This is a genomic window from Pseudomonas sp. HR1 (genome assembly GCF_030175875.1).
Taxonomy (GTDB): domain Bacteria; phylum Pseudomonadota; class Gammaproteobacteria; order Pseudomonadales; family Pseudomonadaceae; genus Chryseomonas; species Chryseomonas oryzihabitans.
The window spans coordinates 23,842-45,897 of record NZ_JASNRF010000010.1; the positions used below are offsets into that span (position 1 = coordinate 23,842).

Below are 22,056 nucleotides of genomic sequence, written 5' to 3' on the forward strand. Positions count from 1 at the left end.
CATGTTCAATCCGCTTCCTTCGACCCGATTGCCTTGCGGCAATCGGGTTCTTGTTTTTGACGCGCCCAAAGTCATGGGCATCCTCAACGTCACTCCCGACTCCTTTTCCGATGGTGGTCGCTATACGGCGGTCGAGAGCGCCCTGCGCCATGCCGAGGGAATGGTGTCGGCGGGTGCGGCCATCATCGATGTCGGGGGCGAGTCCACGCGCCCGGGGGCGCCCGCGGTATCCGAAGCGGAAGAACTCGATCGGGTCGTGCCGGTGATCGAGGCGATCGCCCGCGAGCTCGATGTCGTGATTTCCATGGATACCTCCACGCCCGCGGTCATGCGCGAAGGCGCCAGGGCGGGTGCCGGTCTGATCAATGACGTGCGCTCGCTGCGTCGGCCCGGTGCCCTCGAGACGGCGGCCGCGACCGACCTGGCGATCTGCCTGATGCACATGCGCGGCGAGCCCGGCACCATGCAGCAGGCGCCCGTCTATGCCGATGTCGCAGGCGAGGTAGGCGCCTTTCTCGCCGAGCAGGTGGCCCGCTGCGAAGCGGTCGGCATCTCCCGTCAGCGGCTGGTGCTGGATCCAGGCTATGGCTTCGCCAAGACCCTCGAGCACAACCTCGAACTGTTCAGGCGACAGGCCGAGTTGCTCGCCTTTGGGCTACCCTTGCTGGTGGGTGTCTCGCGCAAGAGCATGATCGGCGCGGTCACCGGGCGGCCCGTAGAGGGTCGTCTGGCGGGCGGTCTGGCCCTGGCGGCGCTGGCACTGGCCAAGGGCGCGCAGATCCTCAGGGTCCATGATGTGGCGGAAACGGTGGACGTGGTGAAGATGATCACCGCAGTCGAAGGCTTCAGGCAGGAACAGAACTGATGGCAAGAAAGTATTTTGGAACCGATGGCATTCGCGGCAAGGTCGGGACGTATCCCATCACCCCGGATTTCATGCTCAAGCTGGGCTGGGCGGCCGGTATCGCCTTTCGCAGCCGCGGTGGTTGCCGGGTGCTGGTCGGCAAGGACACCCGCAACTCGGGCTACATGTTCGAATCAGCACTGGAAGCCGGGCTGTCCGCCGCCGGCGCCGACGTCATGCTGCTCGGTCCCATGCCCACGCCAGGGATCGCCTACCTGACGCGGACCTTCCAGGCCAGCGCCGGCATCGTCATCAGTGCGTCGCACAATCCCTACTACGACAATGGCATCAAGTTCTTTTCCGGCGCCGGCACCAAGCTGCCCGATGAACTCGAGACCATGATCGAGGAACTGCTCGATACGCCCATGACCGTGGTCGACTCGGCGCGTATCGGCAAGGTTTCGCGCATCAATGATGCCGCCGGGCGCTACATCGAGTTCTGCAAGAGCAGTGTGCCTACCGGGACCAGCTTCGCCGGCATGAAGATCGTGCTGGATTGCGCCAATGGCGCCACCTACAAGATCGCGCCCAGCGTCTTCCGCGAACTCGGGGCGGACGTCAGCGTGCTGGGCGTGCAGCCGGACGGACTCAACATCAACAAGGATTGCGGCTCCACTCACCTGGAAGGGCTGCAGCAGGCAGTGCTCGACCAGCATGCCGACATTGGCATCGCCTTCGATGGCGACGGCGACCGGGTGCTGATGGTGGATCACACCGGGGCGGCGGTCGATGGCGACGAGCTCCTCTATCTGATCGCTCGCGACCTCAAGCGCCGCGGCCGCCTCGAGGGTGGGGTGGTAGGTACCCTGATGAGCAATCTCGGACTCGAGCTGGGCCTGGCCGAGCTGGATATTCCCTTCGTGCGCGCCAAGGTCGGGGATCGCTATGTGATGGCCGAACTGCTGGAGCGCAACTGGGTGCTGGGGGGCGAGAATTCCGGGCACGTGGTCTGCTGCCAGTACACCACCACCGGAGACGCCACCATCGCCGCGCTGCAGGTGCTGATCGCCCTGCGCAATGCCGGCCAGACCCTGGCCCAGGCGCGCATGGCGCTGCGCAAGTGCCCGCAGGTGCTGATCAACGTGAGATTCGGTGGCGGCCAGGATCCCCTGGAGCATCCACGGGTCAAGCAGGCCAGTGCCGAGGTGACCGAGAAGATGGCCGGCAAGGGACGGGTGCTGCTGCGCAAATCCGGGACCGAGCCGCTGTTGCGGGTCATGGTCGAGGGCGAGAACGAACGAGAGGTGCGGGCCCATGCGGAAGCCCTCGCTCAGTTGATAACCGAGGTATGTGCTTGATTTGCTTGCATGCCTGTTTTCGATTGAGTAACATCTGCGCCCACTTCGCTCCCTGAGGTAAAACGCATGCGTCGTTCCCTGGTTGCCGGTAACTGGAAAATGCATGGCTCGCTGCAAGGCGTGTCGGCGCTGGTCGCAGGCTTGAAAGGGTTGGATGGCGCAGCAGGTGTCGATGTCGTGGTGATTCCGACATTGGTGCATCTGCCAGGGGTGGCTGAAGCGTTGGCGGAAACGTCGCTGATGGTGGGGGCCCAGACCTGTGCTCCCGTCGCGGGCGAGAAGGCTCTGACTGGCGAGGTGTCCTCGACCCAGTTGGCAGAATTCGGTTGCCGCTACGTACTGGTGGGGCACTCCGAGCGACGTGCGCTGCTGGGCGAGGATGATGTGGTGGTGGCGAAGAAATTTGCGGCCATTCAGGAGGGCGGGATGATTCCCGTGCTCTGCGTCGGCGAAACCCGTGAAGAGCGGGAGGCCGAGCGCACTCTGGACGTGGTGGGTGGCCAGCTGAAGGCGGTCATCGATGCGGTTGGAGTGGCAGCGTTCGCCAATGCCGTCGTGGCCTACGAGCCGGTCTGGGCGATAGGTACGGGGCTCACGGCGACGCCGGAGCAGGCGCAAGAGGTTCATGCGGCGATTCGCGCCCTGGTGCGCGAGGCCGATGCTGGGGTCGCTGAAGGCCTTCAGTTGTTGTATGGCGGCAGTGTCAAGGCCGCCAACGCTGCCGAATTGTTCGGCATGCCGGATATCGATGGGGGGCTGGTAGGTGGAGCCTCCCTGAATGCTGAAGAGTTCAGTGCGATTTGCCGCGCTGCAGGACGTGGATAATGTTGGAAACTGCAGTTGTCGTGATCCACTTGCTGATGGCGCTTGGCCTGATCGTGCTGGTATTGATGCAGCAGGGCAAGGGTGCCGAAGCCGGTGCATCCTTTGGTGCGGGCGCCTCGGGTACCGTATTCGGTAGCCAAGGTTCTGCTACCTTTCTGAGTCGCTTTACTGCTATACTAGCCGCGGTTTTTTTCGCGACTAGCCTGGGTCTGGCGTACTTCGCCAAGAACCATGCGCTGAGTCTGCGCGAAGTGGGTCTGCCCACTCAGCCGGTCCAGCAGGCTCCTCAGCCGAAGCAGGATGGTAACGATGTTCCCCTGAGTCAGCCTAGCGCTGCCCAGGGTGGTACTTCCGGGGACGTGCCCCAGGAGTCCAAGTAGGTTTCAAAGGTTTCATGCCGAAGTGGTGGAATTGGTAGACACGCTATCTTGAGGGGGTAGTGGCCACAGGCTGTATGGGTTCGAGTCCCATCTTCGGCACCAAATAGCAAAGACGTCCTGCAGGACGCGGCGAGAGAGTAGGTTGACTCCTAGGGTTCAGTTGAATATAATCTCGCTCCAGCTTTGACGCGGGGTGGAGCAGTCTGGTAGCTCGTCGGGCTCATAACCCGAAGGTCGTTGGTTCAAATCCAGCCCCCGCAACCAGTTTTTTAAAGCCCCTTTATAGGGGCTTTTTGTTGGCTGGACAGTTCGGGTCGCGCTTTCTTGCGCAGACCTCTTAGGGATGGGCGTAATGCCCATTTTTTATTCTCAAAAAACGCGAGGCAACCAGGTGTCGAGCAAGCTAGAACAGTTGCAGGCCTTGCTGGCCCCCGTCGTCGAGGCGCTTGGCTATGTCTGCTGGGGTGTCGAGTACATCTCCCAAGGGCGGCATTCGCTACTGCGTGTCTATATCGATCATCCCAACGGCATTCTCGTCGAAGATTGCGAGGCCGTCAGTCGCCAGGTAAGTGGCGTACTCGATGTGGAAGATCCCATCACCAATGAATACACCCTCGAGGTGTCTTCCCCCGGTATGGATAGACCGCTGTTCACGCTGGAGCAATTCGCTGCCCACGCCGGTGAACAGGTCAAGGTCAAACTTCGGTCGCCCTTCGAAGGGCGACGTAATTTCCAGGGTTTGCTGCGCGGTGTGGAAGACCAGGACGTCGTGGTGCAGGTGGACGAGCATGAGTATCTGCTGCCCATCGAGATGATCGACAAGGCCAACGTCGTTCCCCGTTTCGAGTGATTTGAGCGCGAGACCGCGGATCCCAAGGATTGCGAATACGAGGCGTAAGATGAGCAAAGAAGTTCTGCTGGTAGTGGAATCTGTTTCGAACGAGAAGGGTGTTCCACCCGGCGTCATCTTCGAGGCACTGGAGTTGGCTCTCGCCACGGCTACCAAGAAGCGCTATGAAGAAGATGTGGATCTGCGGGTGTCGATCAACCGACACAACGGCAGCTACGAAACCTTCCGTCGCTGGACCGTGGTGGAAGACGAAGACTATCAGCTGCCCGATTCGCATCTGACGGTGGAAGACGCCCAGGAAGAGCATCCCGGCGTCAAGGCCGGTGAAGTGATCGAAGAAAAGATCGAGTCCATCGAATTCGGTCGGATCGCCGCCCAGACCGCCAAGCAGGTGATCGTGCAGAAGGTGCGCGAGGCCGAGCGGGCTCAGGTGGTGGACGCCTATCGCGAGAAGGTCGGCGAGATCATCTCCGGTACCGTCAAGAAGGTCACCCGTGACAGCGTGATCGTCGACCTGGGCAACAATGCCGAGGCGCTGCTGCCGCGCGAGCACATCATTCCCCGCGAGACCTTCCGCATGGGCGTGCGTCTGCGTGCCCTGCTCAAGGAAATCCGCACGGAGAACCGCGGTCCGCAGCTGATGCTGTCGCGTACCGATCCGCAGATGCTGATCGAGCTGTTCCGCATCGAGGTGCCGGAAATTTCCGAGCAGCTGATCGATGTCATGGCCGCCGCCCGGGATCCGGGTTCGCGGGCCAAGATCGCCGTCCGTTCCAAGGACAAGCGCATCGATCCCCAGGGTGCCTGCATCGGCATGCGCGGTTCGCGCGTCCAGGCGGTATCCGGTGAGCTGGGTGGCGAGCGGGTCGATATCGTCCTCTGGGACGACAACCCGGCGCAGTTCGTCATCAACGCCATGGCCCCGGCCGAAGTCGCCTCGATCATCGTCGACGAAGACAGCCGTACCATGGACATCGCCGTCGCCGAGGACAACCTGGCCCAGGCCATTGGCCGTGGCGGTCAGAACGTGCGCCTGGCCAGTCAGCTGACCGGCTGGACGCTCAACGTGATGACCGAGGCGGACATCAACGCCAAGCAGCAGGCCGAGACCGGCGACATCATCCAGCGCTTCATCGACGAGCTGGATGTCGACGAGGAGCTGGCGCAGGTGCTGGTGGAAGAAGGCTTCACCTCCCTCGAGGAAGTGGCCTACGTGCCCATGGAAGAGATGCTCAACATCGATGGCTTCGACGAAGACATCGTCAACGAGCTGCGTACCCGGGCCAAGGATCGCCTGCTGACCCGGGCCATCGCGACCGAAGAACAGAAGAGCCCCAGCGAAGATCTGCTGACCCTCGACGGCATGGACCCCCAGCTCGCCAGCGCGCTGGCCCAGCGTGGCGTGGTGAATCGCGAAGAGCTCGCCGAGCAGTCGATCGACGACCTGCTCGACATCAACGGCATGACCGAAGAGCGTGCCGGCAAGCTGATCATGGCTGCCCGTGCCCATTGGTTCGAGTAAGCGGCGCAGTCTGAGGAGAGAAGTGCATGACGCAAGTCACGGTGAAAGAACTGGCCCAAACGGTCAATACGCCGGTGGAACGTCTGCTACAGCAGATGCGCGAGGCAGGTCTGACGCACAGCAGTGCTGAGCAGCTGGTGAGCGATGCGGAGAAGCAGGCCCTGCTGACGCATCTCAAGGGGACGGCGCAGCTCGACGAGCCGAGCAAGATCACCCTGCAGCGCAAGACCCAGACCACGCTGAAAGTGGCCGGCAGCAAGACAGTCAGCGTCGAAGTGCGCAAGAAGAAGACCTTCGTCAAGCGCAGTACCGCTGAACTCGAGGCCGAACAGCGCCGCGAGCAGGAAGCCCAGCGCGCGGCCGACGAGGCTGCGGCCCAGGCACGTGCCGAGGAAGAAGCTCAGCGCGCCGCCGAAGCGGCTGCCCAGCAGCAGGCCGAAGCCGCTGCCCAGGCCGCGCAGCAGCAGGCGGTCGCCGCCGAGGCTGCGACACCGGCCGCGTCGGAAGCCCCGGCCGTGGTGGCCGAGCAGCAACCCGCTGCCGAGGCTGCCGCCGAGGTCAAGAAGGCCGATCCGGCCGGCGAGCGCAAGCGCGAAGAGCCGCGTCGTCCCGTGCATCCTGCGCCGAGCAGCAAGCGCGACGAAGACGAGCGTCGCGAGCGCAAGAACGCCCAACATCGCCCGTCGATCAAGGACAAGGTCGCAGCTCCCCGTACCGTGCGCAGTGGCGACGACGAGGAAGAAGGCTTTGGCCGGCGCGGTGGTCGCGGTGGCAAGTCGCGACTCAAGAAGCGAAACCAACACGGGTTCCAGAGCCCGACAGGACCTGTAGTGCGCGAAGTCAATCTAGGCGAGACCATCACCGTCTCTGAGCTTGCTCAGCAGATGTCGGTGAAGGCCGCCGAAGTCATCAAGTTCATGTTCAAGATGGGGTCTCCCGCCACCATCAACCAGGTGCTCGACCGCGAGACGGCGCAGCTGGTGGCCGAAGAGCTGGGCCACAAGGTCAAGCTGGTCAACGAGAACGCGCTGGAAGATCAACTGGCCGAGTCCCTCAAGTTCGAGGGCGGCAAGGCCCTGCACCGCGCGCCGGTGGTGACCGTCATGGGTCACGTCGACCACGGCAAGACCTCGCTGCTGGACTACATCCGTCGCGCCAAGGTCGCGTCGGGCGAGGCCGGCGGCATCACCCAGCACATCGGTGCCTACCACGTGGAAACCGAGCGTGGCATGGTGACCTTCCTGGATACCCCTGGCCACGCCGCGTTCACCGCGATGCGTGCCCGCGGTGCCAAGGCCACCGACATCGTCATCCTGGTCGTCGCGGCCGATGACGGCGTCATGCCGCAGACCGAGGAAGCCATCCAGCACGCCAAGGCGGCGGGTGTACCCATCGTCGTGGCGGTCAACAAGATCGACAAGCCCGATGCCGACCCGGATCGCGTCAAGCACGATCTGGCCGGTCGTCAGGTGATCCCGGAAGAGTGGGGCGGCGACACCCAGTTCGTACACGTCTCGGCCAAGGCCGGTACCGGCGTCGACGAATTGCTCGAAGCCATCCTGCTGCAGGCCGAGGTCCTGGAACTGACCGCCACGCCGGAAGCACCCGGTCGCGGCGTGGTCATCGAATCGCGCCTGGACAAGGGTCGTGGTCCGGTGGCTACCGTGCTGGTGCAGAACGGTACCCTGCGTCAGGGCGACATGGCACTGGTCGGCGTCAACTTCGGCCGCATCCGCGCCATGCTCGACGAGAACGGCAAGCCGATCAAGGAAGCCGGTCCGTCCATCCCGGTCGAGATCCTTGGCCTGGACGGCACCCCGGATGCCGGTGACGAGCTCACCGTGCTGACCGACGAGAAGAAGGCCCGCGAAGTGGCGCTGTTCCGTCAGGGCAAGTTCCGCGAGATCAAGCTGGCCCGCGCTCACGCCGGCAAGCTCGAGAACATCTTCGAGAACATGGGCCAGGACGAGAAGAAGACCCTCAACATCGTGCTCAAGTCCGATGTGCGGGGCTCCCTCGAGGCGCTGCAGGGCTCGCTGTCCGGTCTGGGCAACGACGAAGTCCAGGTGCGGGTGGTCGGCGGTGGCGTCGGTGGTATCACCGAGAGCGATGCCAACCTGGCGCTGGCTTCCAATGCCGTGCTGTTCGGCTTCAACGTCCGGGCCGATGCCGGGGCGCGGAAGATCGTCGAGCAGGAAGGCCTCGACATGCGCTACTACAACGTCATCTACGACATCATCGAAGACGTGAAGAAGGCGCTGACTGGCATGCTGGGCAGTGACGTCCGGGAGAACATCCTGGGTATCGCCGAGGTGCGTGACGTCTTCCGTTCGCCCAAGTTCGGCGCTGTCGCCGGCTGCATGGTCACCGAGGGCATGGTGCACCGCAATCGTCCGATCCGCGTCCTGCGCGAAGACGTGGTCATCTTCGAAGGCGAGCTGGAATCCCTGCGTCGCTTCAAGGATGACGTGGCCGAAGTCCGTGCCGGCATGGAATGCGGTATCGGCGTGAAGAGCTACAACGACGTACGCGTAGGCGACAAGATCGAGGTGTTCGAGAAGGTTCAGGTCGCCCGTTCGCTGTAACGACGACCCTGCACCAGGACGGCAGGTCGCGGACCTGGCAGAACCCTGCCAGGTCCGGACTTGCCGTTCGCGTTTCCAAGGTTCATGGCTGGCAGGCCTGGTGTCTGCGGCCTTTCGTACGAGAGTTTCGACATGGCCAAAGAATTCAGCCGTACCCAGCGCATCGGTGATCAGATGCAGCGTGAACTGGCACTGCTGATCCAGCGCGAGATCAAGGATCCGCGACTGGGCATGGTGACCATCACCGGCGTGGACGTCGCGCGCGACCTGTCCCATGCCAAGGTGCACATCACCGTCCTGGGCAAGGACGACGATGCCGACGCCATCAAGCAGAACATCGGCATCCTCAAGGACGCCGCCGGCTTCCTGCGCCAGCAGCTGGGCCGGGCGATGAAGCTGCGCACCGTTCCGCAACTGAGCTTCCAGTACGACGAGAGCATCCGTCGCGGTGCCCAGCTGTCGGCCCTGATCGAGCGCGCGGTCGCCGAAGATCGTCGCCACGAAGGGGAGGAATAGGGGTGGCCCAGGTCAAGCGTATTCGCCGCCAGGTGCACGGCGTGCTGGTGCTGGACAAGCCGCGCGGCTTTTCCTCCAACGCCGCCCTGCAAAAGGTCCGTTGGCTGCTCAATGCCGAGAAGGCCGGACATACCGGTAGCCTGGATCCCCTGGCCACCGGCGTGCTGCCACTGTGCTTCGGCGAGGCCACCAAGTTTTCCCAGTACCTGCTGGATGCCGACAAGGGCTACAGCACCGTGGCGCAACTGGGCGTCACCACCACCACCGGCGATGCCGAGGGTGAGGTGCTGGAGCGACGGGCGGTCGCGGTCGATGAAGCGGCCATCCAGGCGGCACTGCCGGCCTTCCGCGGCCAGATAGAGCAGATCCCGCCGATGTATTCGGCGCTCAAGCGCGACGGTCAGCCGCTGTACAAGCTGGCGCGTGCCGGGGAAGTAGTGGAGCGCGAGGCGCGTTCTGTTACTATTGCCTGTCTGGAACTGCTGGCGTTGCAGGAAGATCGCGCGACGCTGGAAGTGGCCTGCAGCAAGGGCACCTATGTGCGTACCCTGGTCGAAGACCTCGGCGCCCGTCTTGGCTGTGGTGCCCATGTGGCCGAGTTGCGCCGCACCCAGGCCGGCCCCTTTGGCCTGGCGCAGGCCATCAGCCTGGAAGAGCTGGAGGCGGCGCACGCCGAAGGCGGTTCCGAAGCGCTGGATCGCTTCCTGCTGCCGGTCGACAGTGGCCTGGAGCACTGGCCGCTGGTGCAGTTGACGCAGCACAGCGCCTACTACTGGTTGCACGGTCAGCCCGTTCGGGCGGCCAATGCACCGAAATTCGGCTTGATGCGGGTGCAGGACGACCAGGGTCGTTTCATCGGCATCGGCGAGATTGATGACGAGGGGCAGGTTGCTCCCCGTAGACTGATTCGGTCCTAGACCGATACCGAGGGTGGCTGTCAGCAGGCACGGTCACACCTCTTTCCTTAAGCACGGGATCCATCCCGGCCTGTTCCTCAGAGGAGCCCTATCATGGCACTGAGCGTTGAAGACAAAGCCCAGATCGTAAACGAGTTCAAGCAGAGCGAAGGCGACACCGGTTCCCCGGAAGTGCAGGTTGCCCTGCTGTCCGCCAACATCGACAAGCTGCAAGGTCACTTCAAGGCCAACGGCAAAGATCACCACAGCCGTCGTGGTCTGATCCGCATGGTCAACCAGCGTCGTAAGCTGCTGGACTACCTGAAGTCCAAGGACACCTCTCGTTACAGCGCACTGATCGCTCGCCTGGGCCTGCGTCGTTAATACGATGCAGACCTGCTGCAAGCAGTCTGAAGCTGGAGGTCGGCTCGCGCCGGCCTCCGGCTTTTTTGCTTGAGAGGCCGACAGAATCGGCCTGCGTCACCCGGAGATCAGCGAGGGTCCGAATCCCTCTGGTCGCCCCCGTTTCCCCCAAGGCAATAAAGAGAAGGAAAGACTGTGAATCCAGTAATCAAGCAATTCAAGTTCGGTGAGCAGACCTTCACCCTGGAAACCGGCCGCATCGCGCGCCAGGCGACCGGTGCCGTGCTGGTCTCCACCGAAGACGTCAGCGTGCTGGTCACCGTGGTCGGTGCCAAGCAGCCCGCCGTCGGCAAGGACTTCTTCCCGCTGTCCGTGCACTACCAGGAGAAGACCTACGCCGCTGGCCGCATTCCCGGTGGCTACTTCAAGCGTGAAGGCCGTCCTTCCGAGAAGGAAACCCTGACCTCGCGCCTGATCGATCGCCCGATCCGCCCGCTGTTCCCCGAAGGCTTCCTCAACGAAGTCCAGGTGGTCTGCACCGTGGTCAGCACCAACAAGAAGTCCGATCCGGACATCGCCGCCATGATCGGCACCTCCGCCGCCCTGGCCATCTCCGGCATTCCCTTCGCCGGTCCCATCGCCGCTGCGCGCGTGGGCTACCACAGTGAACTGGGCTACCTGCTGAACCCCAGCTACGAGCAGCTGCAGAGCTCCAGCCTGGACATGGTCGTGGCCGGTACCCGTGACGCCGTGCTGATGGTGGAATCCGAAGCCGACGAGCTGACCGAAGACCAGATGCTGGGTGGCGTGCTGTTCGCCCACGAAGAATTCCAAGTGGCCATCGAGGCCATCAGCCAGTTCGCCGCCGAAGCCGGCAAGCCGACCTGGAACTGGCAGGCACCCGCCGAGAACACCGCCCTGGTCGAGGCCGTCAAGGCCGAGGTCGGCGAGGCCGTGTCCCGTGCCTACACCATCACCATCAAGCAGGACCGCTATGCGGCCCTGGGCGCCCTGCGTGACCAGGCCATCGCCAAGCTGGCCGGCGAGAACGGTCAGTACAGCGAAGCCGAGGTCAAGGAGACCTTCGGTCTGCTGGAATACCGCACCGTGCGCCAGAACATCGTCGACGGCAAGCCGCGTATCGACGGCCGTGACACCCGCACCGTTCGCCCGCTGCAGATCGAAGTCGGCACCCTGAAGAAGACCCACGGTTCGGCGCTGTTCACCCGTGGCGAAACCCAGGCCCTGGTCACCGCGACCCTGGGTACCGCCCGCGATGCCCAGCTGCTGGACACCCTGGAAGGCGAGCGTCGTGACAGCTTCATGCTGCACTACAACTTCCCGCCCTTCTCGGTCGGCGAGTGCGGCCGCATGGGCAGCCCGGGCCGTCGCGAGATCGGTCACGGCCGCCTGGCCCGTCGTGGCATCCAGGCCATGCTGCCGACCCAGGAAGCCTTCCCCTACAGCATCCGCGTGGTCTCCGAGATCACCGAGTCCAACGGCTCCAGCTCCATGGCCTCGGTCTGCGGTGCCTCTCTGGCGCTGATGGACGCCGGTGTGCCGGTCAAGGCCCCGGTTGCCGGTATCGCCATGGGTCTGGTCAAGGAAGGCGAGAAGTTCGCCGTCCTGACCGACATCCTGGGTGACGAAGATCACCTGGGCGACATGGACTTCAAGGTGGCCGGTACCGCCAAGGGCGTTACCGCCCTGCAGATGGACATCAAGATCAACGGCATCACCGAAGAGATCATGGAGATCGCCCTGGAGCAGGCGCTGGAAGCGCGTCTGAACATCCTGGGTCAGATGAACCAGGTGATCTCCGAGTCCCGCGCCGAGCTGTCGGAAAACGCCCCGACCATGCTGGCGATGAAGATCGACCAGGACAAGATCCGCGACGTGATCGGCAAGGGTGGCGCCACCATCCGTGGTATCTGCGAAGAGACCAAGGCTTCGATCGACATCGAAGACGACGGCACCATCAAGATCTACGGCGAGACCCGCGAAGCGGCTGAAGCGGCCAAGCAGCGCGTTCTGGGCATCACTGCCGAGGCCGAGATCGGCAAGATCTACGTCGGCAAGGTCGAGCGGATCGTCGACTTCGGTGCCTTCGTCAACATCCTGCCAGGCAAGGACGGTCTGGTGCACATCTCGCAGATCAGCGATCAGCGCATCGAGAAGGTCACCGACGTCCTCAAGGAAGGTCAGGAAGTGAAGGTGCTGGTGCTGGACGTGGACAACCGCGGTCGCATCAAGCTGTCGATCAAGGACGTGGCGGCGGCGGAAGCCTCCGGCGTCTGAGACGACCCTGCATGAGAAAAACCCGGCTTCGGCCGGGTTTTTTCGTTTCGGGTACGGGTGCCGGGGACCTTTGTATCGCGGCCATGCCGGTGCGCCGTAGCGACCGCTTCTCCAGGGGAGCAACTGTCTTATCGCTATAGGAATACACCCGCAGCGTGAAAACGGCGCAGCCTTTTCCACTGAAGAGTTCATCGCGGGTCCTACCCTCACCCCGGCCCTCTCCCAGAGGGAGAGGGGGTTATCCGAGCTGGCATTAGCCCCGGCAAGATCGCGATAAACCGGCGTGCCTCCCGCTGTAGGAGCGACCCATGGCCGCGATTGGCCCAGGCATTACGCCTTCTCGCGAATCCATTCGATGAAGCTGCGCACCTTGGGCACCTCGGCCATCTGTTCCGGATAGGCCAGCCAGTAGGCGTGGGGGCTGGCCAGGCGGTGGGGCCAGGCGAGCACCAGGCGGCCGGAGGCCAGTTCTTCGGCCACCAGGAATTCCGGCAGCAGCGCCACACCGCAGCCTTCCTGGGCGGCGCGGGCACAGAGGGTAAAGGTGTCGAAGCGCGGCCCGTGATGGCTGTGCACCTCCTCGCGCCCGAGGCTGGCGTACCAGTCGTGCCAGGACTCCGGGCGGGTGGTGTTCTGCAGCAGCACGAAGTCCACCAGTTGCTCCGGTCCGGCGATGCCCTCGGTGGGCAGCAGATCCGGCGCGCAGACCGCGACCATGTGCTCGTGTAGCAGCAGTTCGCACTCGGCACCCGGCCAGCTGCCATGACCATAGAACAGTGCCACGTCATGGCGGGGATCGCGGAAGTCCACCGGCTCCAGGGCGCTGGAGACGTCCAGGTGGATGTTGGGAAAGCGCAGGCGCCAGCCCTTCAGCCGTGGCACCAGCCAGCGTTCGCCGAAGGTCGGCGGGGTGGCCACGCGCAGCACCTCGGTCTCGCCGCCATAGGATCTCAGGTAGCGCGCCGACATCTCCAGCTGGTTGAGGATCTTGTCCACCTCGGCCAGGTAGAGCGCGCCCGCCGGCGTGAGTTGCAGGCGACGGCGGACCCGGCGAAACAGGCTGTGCTGCAGCAGGTCCTCGAGCTGGGCGACCTGCTTGCTGACGGCGCTCTGGGTCAGGGCCAGTTCGTCGGCCGCGCGGGTAAAGCTCAGGTGACGCGCGACCGCCTCGAAGCACTGCATGGCGGTGATGGACGGCAGGTGGCGACGTTGCATGAGCGGACTCGCGGCATGAAAAAAGGGAATGATATGCCGAGCAAAGGTCGGTTGTCCGGCGCCGCTGGGCTGACCATACTCAGGGACGATTCCCACTCTGCGGAGACCTCAGCATGAGCAAGGCCCTGTTGGAACGCCTCGGCGTTCCTGTCCAGCACTACACCCAAGGCGAGCACCGGGTGCATTCCCCCATCGACGGCAGCCAACTGGGCAGCGTCGCCTTGGAAAGCGCCGCCGAGGTGGAGCAGAAGATCTCCCGTGCCGAGCGGGCCTTCCAGGCCTGGCGGGCGGTGCCGGCGCCGCGGCGTGGCGAACTGGTGCGGCTGCTGGGTGAAGAGCTGCGCGCGCACAAGGCCGATCTGGGCGAGCTGGTGTCCTGGGAAGCCGGCAAGATCACCCAGGAAGGCCTGGGCGAAGTCCAGGAGATGATCGACATCTGCGACTTCGCCGTTGGCCTGTCGCGTCAGCTCTATGGTCTGACCATTGCCTCCGAGCGCCCTGGTCATCACATGCGTGAATCCTGGCAGCCGCTGGGGGTGGTGGGCATCATCAGTGCCTTCAACTTCCCGGTGGCGGTCTGGTCGTGGAATGCCGCCCTGGCCCTGGTCTGTGGCAATCCGGTGATCTGGAAGCCCTCGGAAAAGACCCCGCTGACCGCCCTGGCCTGCCAGGCGCTGTTCGAGAAGGCCCTGGCGCGCTTTGGCGATGCTCCGGCCGATCTGAGTCAGGTCATCGTTGGCGATCGCGCCGCCGGTGAAGCCCTGGTGGACGATCCGCGGGTGGCACTGGTGAGCGCCACGGGTAGCACCCGCATGGGTCGCGAGGTAGGACCCCGGGTTGCGGCGCGCTTCGGTCGCAGCATCCTCGAGCTGGGCGGCAACAATGCCATGATCCTCGCACCGAGCGCCGATCTGGACATGGCGGTGCGTGCCATCCTGTTCAGCGCCGTCGGCACCGCCGGCCAGCGCTGCACTACCCTGCGCCGGCTGATCGCCCATCGTTCGGTCAAGGACGAGATCGTCGCCCGACTCAAGACCGCCTATGCCAAAGTCCGCATCGGTCATCCGCTGGAGGGCAACCTGATCGGTCCGCTGATCGACGCGGCCAGTTTCCAGGCCATGCAGGGCGCGCTGGAGCAGGCGCGTGGCGAGGGTGGGGTGGTCTACGGCGGCGAGCGCCAGCTGGCCGACAGGTATCCCGAGGCCTACTATGTGGCGCCGGCCATCGTCGAGATGCCCGAGCAGAGCGAGGCGGTGCGTCACGAGACCTTCGCGCCCATCCTCTATGTGCTGACCTATGACGATTTCGACGAGGCGGTGGCGCTGAACAACGCCGTGCCCCAGGGCCTGTCGTCCTGCATCTTCACCACCGACGTGCGCGAGGCCGAGGCCTTCATGTCGGCGACCGGCAGCGACTGCGGCATCGCCAACGTCAACATCGGACCGAGCGGTGCCGAGATCGGTGGCGCCTTCGGTGGCGAGAAGGAAACCGGCGGTGGCCGCGAATCCGGCTCCGATGCCTGGAAGGCCTACATGCGCCGCCAGACCAACACCGTCAACTATTCCCGCCAGTTGCCGCTGGCCCAGGGCATCGTCTTCGACTGAGTGGATCCGCCAGGAGCGCAGAGAATGCAGTTGCGTGAAGAGTGCCTATGGGAGCGGCTGTATCCGGCGGTGCCGGACGCACCGCTGCAGGGCGAGCGTGACACCGAGGTCTGCGTCATCGGCGGTGGTTACACCGGCCTGTCCACCGGCCTGCACCTGGCGCAGGCCGGGCGGCGGGTGGTGGTGCTGGAGGCCCATGGCGTCGGCCATGGCGGCTCCGGTCGCAATGTCGGGCTGGTCAATGCCGGCATGTGGATCCCGCCGGACGAGGCGGTGGCCACCCTGGGACCGGAGGTCGGCGAGCGTCTGCTGGGGGTGATGGGCGATGCGCCGAGTCAGGTGTTCGCCCTCATCGAGCGCTATGGCATCGACTGCCAGCCGCGCCGCGCCGGCACCCTGCACATGGCGCACAGCGCCAAGGGCCTGGCCGATCTTGGTCAGCGTGCCGAGCAATGGCAGCGCCGCGGCGCCCGGGTCGAGCTGCTGGAAGGCGAAGCCTGCTACAGCGCCTGTGGTACCCGCGACATCAGTGGTGCGCTGCTCGATCATCGCGCCGGTACCCTGGTGCCCATGGGGTATGCCCTGGGCCTGGCCAGGGCGCTGCGCCAGGAAGGCGGCGAGTTGTTCGAGCAGAGTTCGGTGCAGCGCCTGCAGCGGATCGGCGAACGCTGGCAGGTGGAAACCCCCCAGGGGCGGGTCACCGCCGACCAGGTGGTGATCGCCTCCAACGCCTACACCGAAGGCGAATGGACCACCCTGCGCAAGCAATTCTTCCCGGGCTACTACTACCAGGTGGCCTCGCGGCCCCTCGGCCCGGAGGCGGATTTCATCCTGCCCCAGGGCCGTGGCTCCTGGGACACCCGGACGGTGCTCAGCAGCATCCGCCGCGATGCCGATGGCCGTCTGCTGCTGGGCAGTCTCGGCAACATGGCGGGGCGGCCGGCCGGCTTCATCCGCGCCTGGGCCGATCGCATCCAGCGGCACTATTTCCCCGCGCTCGGACGGGTCGAGTGGGAATGCAGCTGGACGGGCCGCATCGGCTTCACGCCCGATCATCTGATGCGACTGTTCGAACCGGCGCCGGGCCTGCTGGCGGTGACCGGCTACAACGGACGCGGGGTTACCACGGGCACGGTGGTGGGGCAGGCCTTTGCCCGCTATCTGTGCAGTGGCGATCGCCACGACCTGCCGCTGCCCCTGGCGTCGCTGGATGCCAATCCGGTCGGCCAGTGGCGCAGCCTGATGTATGAAGCCGGCTTCACCCTCTATCACGCCGGGCAATGCCTGCGCGTGGTGCTCTAGCGACCCCGCCATACCTGCTGTCACCGGCCCTCGGGCCGGGCGATAACGCGCCGAAGCGGCCGATTTGCGCATCCCGACCCGTGCAAGTCGGCCGCTTTTTTCTGGCTGTCCACCACTGCAAGCAGGTCGAGAGAACGGCAGATCCGCCCGGGGCCTGCGACCGCAAGATCATGGTTACTTTAGTGGCACAGTGTGGGGCCGGTGTTACGTTTTGGTGCGAAACAGGTGCAACCGGGTTGCTATCTGGTAACAAACCGCTGGGTTTCAACCCTCCCGCTGCTACCGCTTCGCCGAATTATCCAGACTAATGAGCCGCTTACGACAAAAGTCTAAAGGGCGGTCCGCTCCACTGGCTGCGGCCCTCGCCGCAGGCTGTCGGCGGTTTTGGCTCATCGCGGTGGCGGCAAATGGCCTTTGCGCCCGGTACACAACTGGCTGATGGCACAGGCTTTGCTCCGGCGAAAAGGCCAACCACCCTCTGGAGCAAACCTCCCATGTCGAAGATTTACAGAAAAGGCATTCTGGCTCTCGCTATCGGTTCTGCGTTCACTCTCTCCTCCCTGGCGCATGCCGACGTCGTGATCGGTGTCGCCGGTCCCTTCACCGGGGCCAGCGCCGCCTATGGCGAGCAGTTCTGGAAGGGGGCTACCCAGGCCGCGGCGGACATCAACGCCGCCGGTGGCATCAATGGCGAGAAGATCAAGCTGGTGCAGGGCGACGACGCCTGCGAGCCCAAGCAGGCCGTGGCCGTGGCCAACCGCCTGGTGGACTCCGAGAAGGTCAAGGCCGTGATCGGCCACTTCTGCTCCTCCAACACCATGCCCGCCTCGGAGATCTACGACGAAGCCGGCATCATCTCCATCACCCCGGCGTCCACCAATCCCAAGATCACCGAGCGTGGCCTGACCGGCGTGTTCCGCATGTGCGGACGTGACGACCAGCAGGGCATCGTCGCCGGCGACTACATCGTCGACACCCTCAAGGCCAAGAAGGTCGCCATCATCCACGACAAGGACACCTACGGTCAGGGCCTGGCCGACGCCACCAAGGCGCAGCTCAACAAGCGCGGCGTGAAAGAGGTGCTCTACGAGGGCCTGACCCGCGGCGAGAAGGACTTCAACTCCCTGGTCACCAAGATCCGCGCCTCCGGCGCCGACGTGGTCTACTTCGGCGGCCTGCACCCCGAGGCCGGTCCGCTGGTTCGTCAGATGCGCGAGCAGGGCGTGACCGCCAAGTTCGTCTCCGGCGACGGCATCGTCTCCGCCGACCTGGTCACCACCGCCGGTGGCGCCCAGTACACCAAGGGCGTGCTGATGACCTTCGGCGCCGACCCGCTGCAGAACCCCGCCGGCAAGACCGTGGTGGAAACCCTGCGCAAGTCCGGCTACGAGCCCGAGGGCTACACCCTCTACTCCTACGCCTCGCTGCAGGCCGTGGCCGCCGCCTTCAACGGCATCAAGGGCACCGACGGCGCCAAGGCCGCCGAGTGGCTGAAGTCCCACAGCGTCAACACCGTCCTGGGTGAGAAGAGTTGGGACAGCAAGGGCGACCTCAAGGTCTCCGACTACGTGATGTACGAATGGGACGACAAGGGCAAGTACCACCAGCTGCCCTGATCCTCGCGTGAATCCGCCCGCCGCCGCCTCGTCTCCGCCCCAGGACGAGGTGGCGGCCGGCGGCCCTCGTCATCCATCCAGCGCGAGACTGCAAACGTGGACGGTATCTTCCTGCAACAACTGGTCAACGGCCTGACCCTGGGCTCGGTCTACGGACTCATCGCCATCGGCTACACCATGGTCTATGGCATCATCGGCATGATCAACTTCGCCCACGGCGACGTGTACATGGTGTCGGCCTATCTCGCCGCCATCGGCATCGCCCTGCTGAGCGTGTTCGGCCTGCATTCCTTCCCGGTGCTGATCCTCGGCACCCTGATCTTCACCGTGGTGGTCACCTCCGTGTACGGCTGGGCCATCGAGCGCATCGCCTACAAGCCGCTGCGCAACTCCACGCGCCTGGCGCCGCTGATCTCGGCCATCGGCATGTCGCTGATCCTGCAGAACTACGTGCAGCTCGCCCAGGGCGCGCGCCAGCAGGGGGTACCGACGCTGCTCGACGGAGCCCTGCGCCTGCACATCGGCGACGGCTTCGTGATCATCACCTACACCAAGATCTTCATTATCCTGGCCTCCATCATCGGCATGGGCCTGCTCACCTACGTGATCCAGAAGACCACCCTCGGCCGCATGTGCCGGGCCACCCAGCAGGATCGCAAGATGGCGCAGATCCTCGGCATCAACACCGACCGGGTGATCTCCTACGTCTTCATCATCGGTGCGGCCATGGCAGCGCTGGCCGGGGTGCTGATCACCCTCAACTACGGCACCTTCGACTTCTATGCCGGCTTCATCATCGGCATCAAGGCCTTTACCGCGGCGGTGCTCGGCGGCATCGGCTCGCTGCCCGGCGCCATGCTCGGCGGCATCATCCTCGGCATCTCCGAAGCCCAGTTCGCCAGCCTGGTGAACTCGGACTACAAGGACGTCTTCAGCTTCTCGCTGCTGGTGGCGATCCTGATCTTTAGGCCCCAGGGGCTGCTCGGCAAACCCCAGGTCACGAAGGTGTAATCCATGAGTCAGACGTCTTCCTCCTTCGACCTCAAGGTCGTGCTGCGCGACACCCTCATGGTGGGTCTGGTCTCGCTGATCCTGTTCGGCCCCATCGTCGGCATCGTGCTCGACGGCTACGGCTACAACCTCGAGCCCGGTCGCGTCGGCATCATGGTCGCGGTGGTCATGGCCGGCCGCTTCCTGCTCAGCCTGTTTGGCCAGACCGCCAAGGGCCGTGACTGGATCGAGTCCTTCAAGCGCAACGACGGCGGTGTCCATGTGCTGCCGCCGGGGCACAAGTCCAACCTGAGATTCATCCTGCCCATCGTCATTCTGGTGGCCATCGCCTTTCCCTTCCTGGCCACCAAGTACTGGCTGACGGTGATCATCCTCTGCCTGATCTACGTGCTGCTGGGCCTGGGCCTGAATATCGTGGTGGGCCTGGCCGGTCTGCTCGACCTCGGCTACGTCGGCTTCTATGCCATCGGCGCCTACGGTCTGGCGCTGGGTTACCAGTACCTCGGGCTGGGCTTCTGGACCATGCTGCCGCTCGCGGCGGTCATGGCGGCGGTGGCGGGAGCGATACTGGGCTTCCCGGTCTTGCGCATGCACGGGGACTACCTGGCCATCGTCACCCTCGGCTTCGGCGAGATCATCCGCCTGGTGCTCAACAACTGGCTGGAAGTGACCAAGGGCCCCAACGGCATCGCTGCGCCTTCGCCGACCTTCTTCGGCATCGAATTCGGCCGCCGGGCAAAGGAGGGCGGGGTGCCCATCCACGAGCTGCTGGGCATCAGCTACAACCCCAACGCGACGATGATCTTCATCTACACCGTGCTGTTCCTGGTGGTGCTGCTGGTGCTCTACATCAAGCACCGCCTGACCCGCATGCCGGTCGGCCGCGCCTGGGAAGCCCTGCGCGAAGACGAGATCGCCTGCCGCGCCATGGGTCTGAACCATGTGCTGGTCAAGCTTTCCGCCTTCATGATCGGTGCTTCCACCGCAGGCCTGGCCGGGGTGTTCTTCGCCACCTACCAGGGCTTCATCAACCCGGCCTCGTTCAACTTCTTCGAGTCGGTGCTGGTGCTGGCCATCGTGGTACTGGGCGGCCTGGGCTCCACCGTCGGGGTGGTGGTCTCGGCCTTCGTCATGACCCTGCTGTTCGAGCTGCTGCGCGAATTCGGCGACATCCGCATGCTGGTTTTCGGCGTGCTGATGGTGGTGATGATGATGTGGCGGCCGCGTGGCCTGATCCGTATCGCCCGCAGTGGCTTCGCGATTCGCAAGGGAGTGGCGCCGTGAGCGACAACATTCTGACCGTCAGCGGTCTGGGCATGAGATTCGGGGGTATCAAGGCCCTCTCGGACGTGTCCTTCGATATTCAGCGACACTCCATCACCGCGCTGATCGGCCCCAACGGCGCCGGCAAGACCACGGTGTTCAACTGCCTGACCGGCTTCTACAAGGCCACCGATGGCGAGATCCGCCTGGATACCGCCGATGGCCGTTCGACCCGCGTCGGCAAGATCATGGGCGAGCGCTTCCAGGCCACCGACTTCGTCAATCCGGTGCAGTTCGGCAGCCGGCTCTGGTACAAGATGTTCGGCGGTACTCACCTGGTGAACCGCGCAGGGCTCGCCCGCACCTTCCAGAACATCCGCCTGTTCAAGGAGATGTCGGTAGTGGAGAACCTGCTGGTGGCGCAGCACATGCAGTGCAACCGCAACCTGATCACCGGCATCCTCAATACCCCCGGCTATCGCCGTGCCGAGGAAAAGGCGCTGGATACGGCCTTCTACTGGCTGGAAGTGGTGGACCTGGTGGACCACGCCAATCGTCTGGCCGGCGAACTCTCCTACGGCCAGCAGCGCCGCCTGGAAATCGCCCGCGCCATGTGCACCCGTCCGGAGATCGTCTGCCTGGACGAACCCGCCGCCGGTCTCAACCCGGCCGAGACCGAGGCGCTGGCCGGGATGATCCGCCTGCTGCGCGACCAGCACCGCATCACCGTGGTGCTGATCGAGCACGACATGGGCATGGTGATGAACATCTCCGACCACATCGTGGTGCTGGACCATGGCCAGGTCATCGCCCGCGGCCTGCCGGCCGATATCCGCAACGATCCCAAGGTCATCGCCGCCTACCTCGGCGCCGAAGAAGAGGAGGTGGCATGACCACGCCGATCCTGGAATTCCGTAACGTCGACGTCTTCTACGGGCCGATCCAGGCGCTGAAGAGCGTCTCCCTGTCCATCAACGAGGGCGAGACGGTGAGCCTGATCGGCTCCAACGGCGCCGGCAAGTCCACCCTGCTGATGTCCATCTTCAGCCAGCCCCAGGCGCGCAACGGGCAGATCCTCTACCGGGGCGAGGACATCACCCGCAAGAACGCCCACTACGTGGCCTCCAACGGCATCGCCCAGTCACCGGAGGGGCGCCATGTGTTTCCCGACATGACGGTCGAGGAGAATCTGCTGATGGGTACCATTCCCATCGGCACCCGCTGGGTGGACGAGGACATGCAGCGCATGTTCGAGCTCTTCCCGCGGCTCAAGGAGCGTCGCAACCAGCGCGCCATGACCATGTCCGGCGGCGAACAGCAGATGCTGGCCATCGCCCGGGCGCTGATGGCGCGACCCAAGCTGCTGCTGCTCGACGAACCCAGCCTAGGCCTGGCGCCCATCGTGGTGAAGCAGATCTTCCAGATCCTGCGCGAGCTGGCCCAGAGCGGCATGACCATCTTCCTGGTGGAGCAGAACGCCAACCATGCCCTGCGCCTGTCCGACCGCGCCTATGTGATGGTCACCGGCGAGATCCGCATGAGCGGCAGTGGCCAGGAATTGCTGGCCAATCCCCAGGTGCGCGAAGCCTACCTGGGCGGCCACTAGCG

The 22,056-nt window shown here is 64.5% G+C and carries 19 protein-coding genes and 2 tRNA genes; 20 read left to right on the forward strand and 1 reads right to left on the reverse strand.

Translation table 11 applies throughout. The annotated features are described in order from the left end of the window. The first annotated feature begins 1 nt into the window (after window position 1). From folP to pnp, 13 genes are all read left to right on the forward strand, one after another. Window positions 2-865 (forward strand): dihydropteroate synthase, encoded by an 864-nt coding sequence (gene folP, locus QKY98_RS22945; protein WP_044342776.1) that lies wholly within the window; start codon window positions 2-4, stop codon window positions 863-865. Next, the gene (gene glmM / locus QKY98_RS22950) at window positions 865-2,202 is read left to right on the forward strand and encodes a phosphoglucosamine mutase (protein WP_007162653.1); all 1,338 of its coding nucleotides are present in this window, start codon (window positions 865-867) and stop codon (window positions 2,200-2,202) included. Before folP ends, glmM begins: the two co-directional genes overlap by 1 nt. Window positions 2,203-2,268: 66 nt before the next feature. Further along, on the forward strand, window positions 2,269-3,027 hold the full coding sequence (tpiA, locus tag QKY98_RS22955) for a triose-phosphate isomerase (RefSeq protein WP_027599117.1): 759 nt from the start codon (window positions 2,269-2,271) through the stop codon (window positions 3,025-3,027). Further along, window positions 3,027-3,407: a preprotein translocase subunit SecG gene (gene secG, locus QKY98_RS22960; protein ID WP_027601368.1), complete on the forward strand. Its 381-nt coding sequence runs from the start codon at window positions 3,027-3,029 to the stop codon at window positions 3,405-3,407. The genes tpiA and secG overlap by 1 nt, the downstream gene beginning before the upstream one ends. 16 nt (window positions 3,408-3,423) lie before the next feature. Further along, window positions 3,424-3,509: transfer RNA gene (locus QKY98_RS22965), tRNA-Leu, on the forward strand. Between the two features lie 85 nt (window positions 3,510-3,594). Beyond that, window positions 3,595-3,671: transfer RNA gene (locus tag QKY98_RS22970), tRNA-Met, on the forward strand. Between the two features lie 127 nt (window positions 3,672-3,798). Next, window positions 3,799-4,257: a ribosome maturation factor RimP gene (gene rimP / locus QKY98_RS22975; RefSeq protein WP_007162650.1), complete on the forward strand. Its 459-nt coding sequence runs from the start codon at window positions 3,799-3,801 to the stop codon at window positions 4,255-4,257. A 49-nt stretch (window positions 4,258-4,306) separates the two neighbouring features. Continuing rightward, window positions 4,307-5,779, forward strand: a complete 1,473-nt coding sequence (gene nusA / locus QKY98_RS22980) for a transcription termination factor NusA (protein WP_007162649.1) — start codon at window positions 4,307-4,309, stop codon at window positions 5,777-5,779. 26 nt (window positions 5,780-5,805) lie between these two features. Continuing rightward, window positions 5,806-8,364, forward strand: coding sequence for a translation initiation factor IF-2 (gene infB / locus QKY98_RS22985; RefSeq protein ID WP_027601369.1), 2,559 nt, complete (start codon window positions 5,806-5,808; stop codon window positions 8,362-8,364). 132 nt (window positions 8,365-8,496) lie between these two features. Continuing rightward, complete coding sequence (rbfA, locus tag QKY98_RS22990) at window positions 8,497-8,880, forward strand: 30S ribosome-binding factor RbfA (protein WP_007162647.1); 384 nt, start codon at window positions 8,497-8,499, stop codon at window positions 8,878-8,880. Between the two features lie 2 nt (window positions 8,881-8,882). Next, a complete protein-coding gene (truB, locus tag QKY98_RS22995; RefSeq protein ID WP_284671645.1) occupies window positions 8,883-9,797 on the forward strand; it encodes a tRNA pseudouridine(55) synthase TruB in 915 nt (304 codons plus the stop codon). A gap of 93 nt (window positions 9,798-9,890) precedes the next feature. Continuing rightward, window positions 9,891-10,160 (forward strand): 30S ribosomal protein S15, encoded by a 270-nt coding sequence (rpsO, locus tag QKY98_RS23000; RefSeq protein WP_007162645.1) that lies wholly within the window; start codon window positions 9,891-9,893, stop codon window positions 10,158-10,160. 174 nt (window positions 10,161-10,334) lie between these two features. Further along, the gene (gene pnp, locus QKY98_RS23005; RefSeq protein WP_007162644.1) at window positions 10,335-12,437 is read left to right on the forward strand and encodes a polyribonucleotide nucleotidyltransferase; all 2,103 of its coding nucleotides are present in this window, start codon (window positions 10,335-10,337) and stop codon (window positions 12,435-12,437) included. Window positions 12,438-12,767: 330 nt separating this feature from the next. Here pnp and QKY98_RS23010 read toward each other — a convergent pair whose 3' ends face one another. Continuing rightward, window positions 12,768-13,652 carry a LysR substrate-binding domain-containing protein gene (locus QKY98_RS23010; RefSeq protein ID WP_027599113.1) on the reverse strand — a complete coding sequence of 295 codons (885 nt, stop codon included), beginning with the start codon at window positions 13,650-13,652 and terminating at the stop codon, window positions 12,768-12,770. A gap of 113 nt (window positions 13,653-13,765) precedes the next feature. Between QKY98_RS23010 and amaB the strand changes: the two genes are divergently transcribed. From amaB to QKY98_RS23045, 7 genes are all read left to right on the forward strand, one after another. Then, a complete protein-coding gene (amaB, locus tag QKY98_RS23015) occupies window positions 13,766-15,256 on the forward strand; it encodes an L-piperidine-6-carboxylate dehydrogenase (protein WP_027601371.1) in 1,491 nt (496 codons plus the stop codon). Window positions 15,257-15,280: 24 nt separating this feature from the next. Further along, entirely contained in the window at window positions 15,281-16,558 is a 1,278-nt protein-coding gene (gene amaA, locus QKY98_RS23020) for an L-pipecolate oxidase (RefSeq protein WP_027601372.1), read from the forward strand. Window positions 16,559-17,052: 494 nt separating this feature from the next. Next, a complete protein-coding gene (locus QKY98_RS23025; RefSeq protein WP_027599110.1) occupies window positions 17,053-18,174 on the forward strand; it encodes a branched-chain amino acid ABC transporter substrate-binding protein in 1,122 nt (373 codons plus the stop codon). 96 nt (window positions 18,175-18,270) lie between these two features. Further along, on the forward strand, window positions 18,271-19,185 hold the full coding sequence (locus QKY98_RS23030) for an ABC transporter permease subunit (protein WP_027599109.1): 915 nt from the start codon (window positions 18,271-18,273) through the stop codon (window positions 19,183-19,185). A gap of 3 nt (window positions 19,186-19,188) precedes the next feature. After that, window positions 19,189-20,469, forward strand: coding sequence for a high-affinity branched-chain amino acid ABC transporter permease LivM (gene livM / locus QKY98_RS23035; protein ID WP_027599108.1), 1,281 nt, complete (start codon window positions 19,189-19,191; stop codon window positions 20,467-20,469). Continuing rightward, the gene (locus QKY98_RS23040; protein WP_027599107.1) at window positions 20,466-21,341 is read left to right on the forward strand and encodes an ABC transporter ATP-binding protein; all 876 of its coding nucleotides are present in this window, start codon (window positions 20,466-20,468) and stop codon (window positions 21,339-21,341) included. Before livM ends, QKY98_RS23040 begins: the two co-directional genes overlap by 4 nt. Then, window positions 21,338-22,054: an ABC transporter ATP-binding protein gene (locus tag QKY98_RS23045; RefSeq protein ID WP_007162636.1), complete on the forward strand. Its 717-nt coding sequence runs from the start codon at window positions 21,338-21,340 to the stop codon at window positions 22,052-22,054. The genes QKY98_RS23040 and QKY98_RS23045 overlap by 4 nt, the downstream gene beginning before the upstream one ends. Window positions 22,055-22,056: the final 2 nt, after the last annotated feature.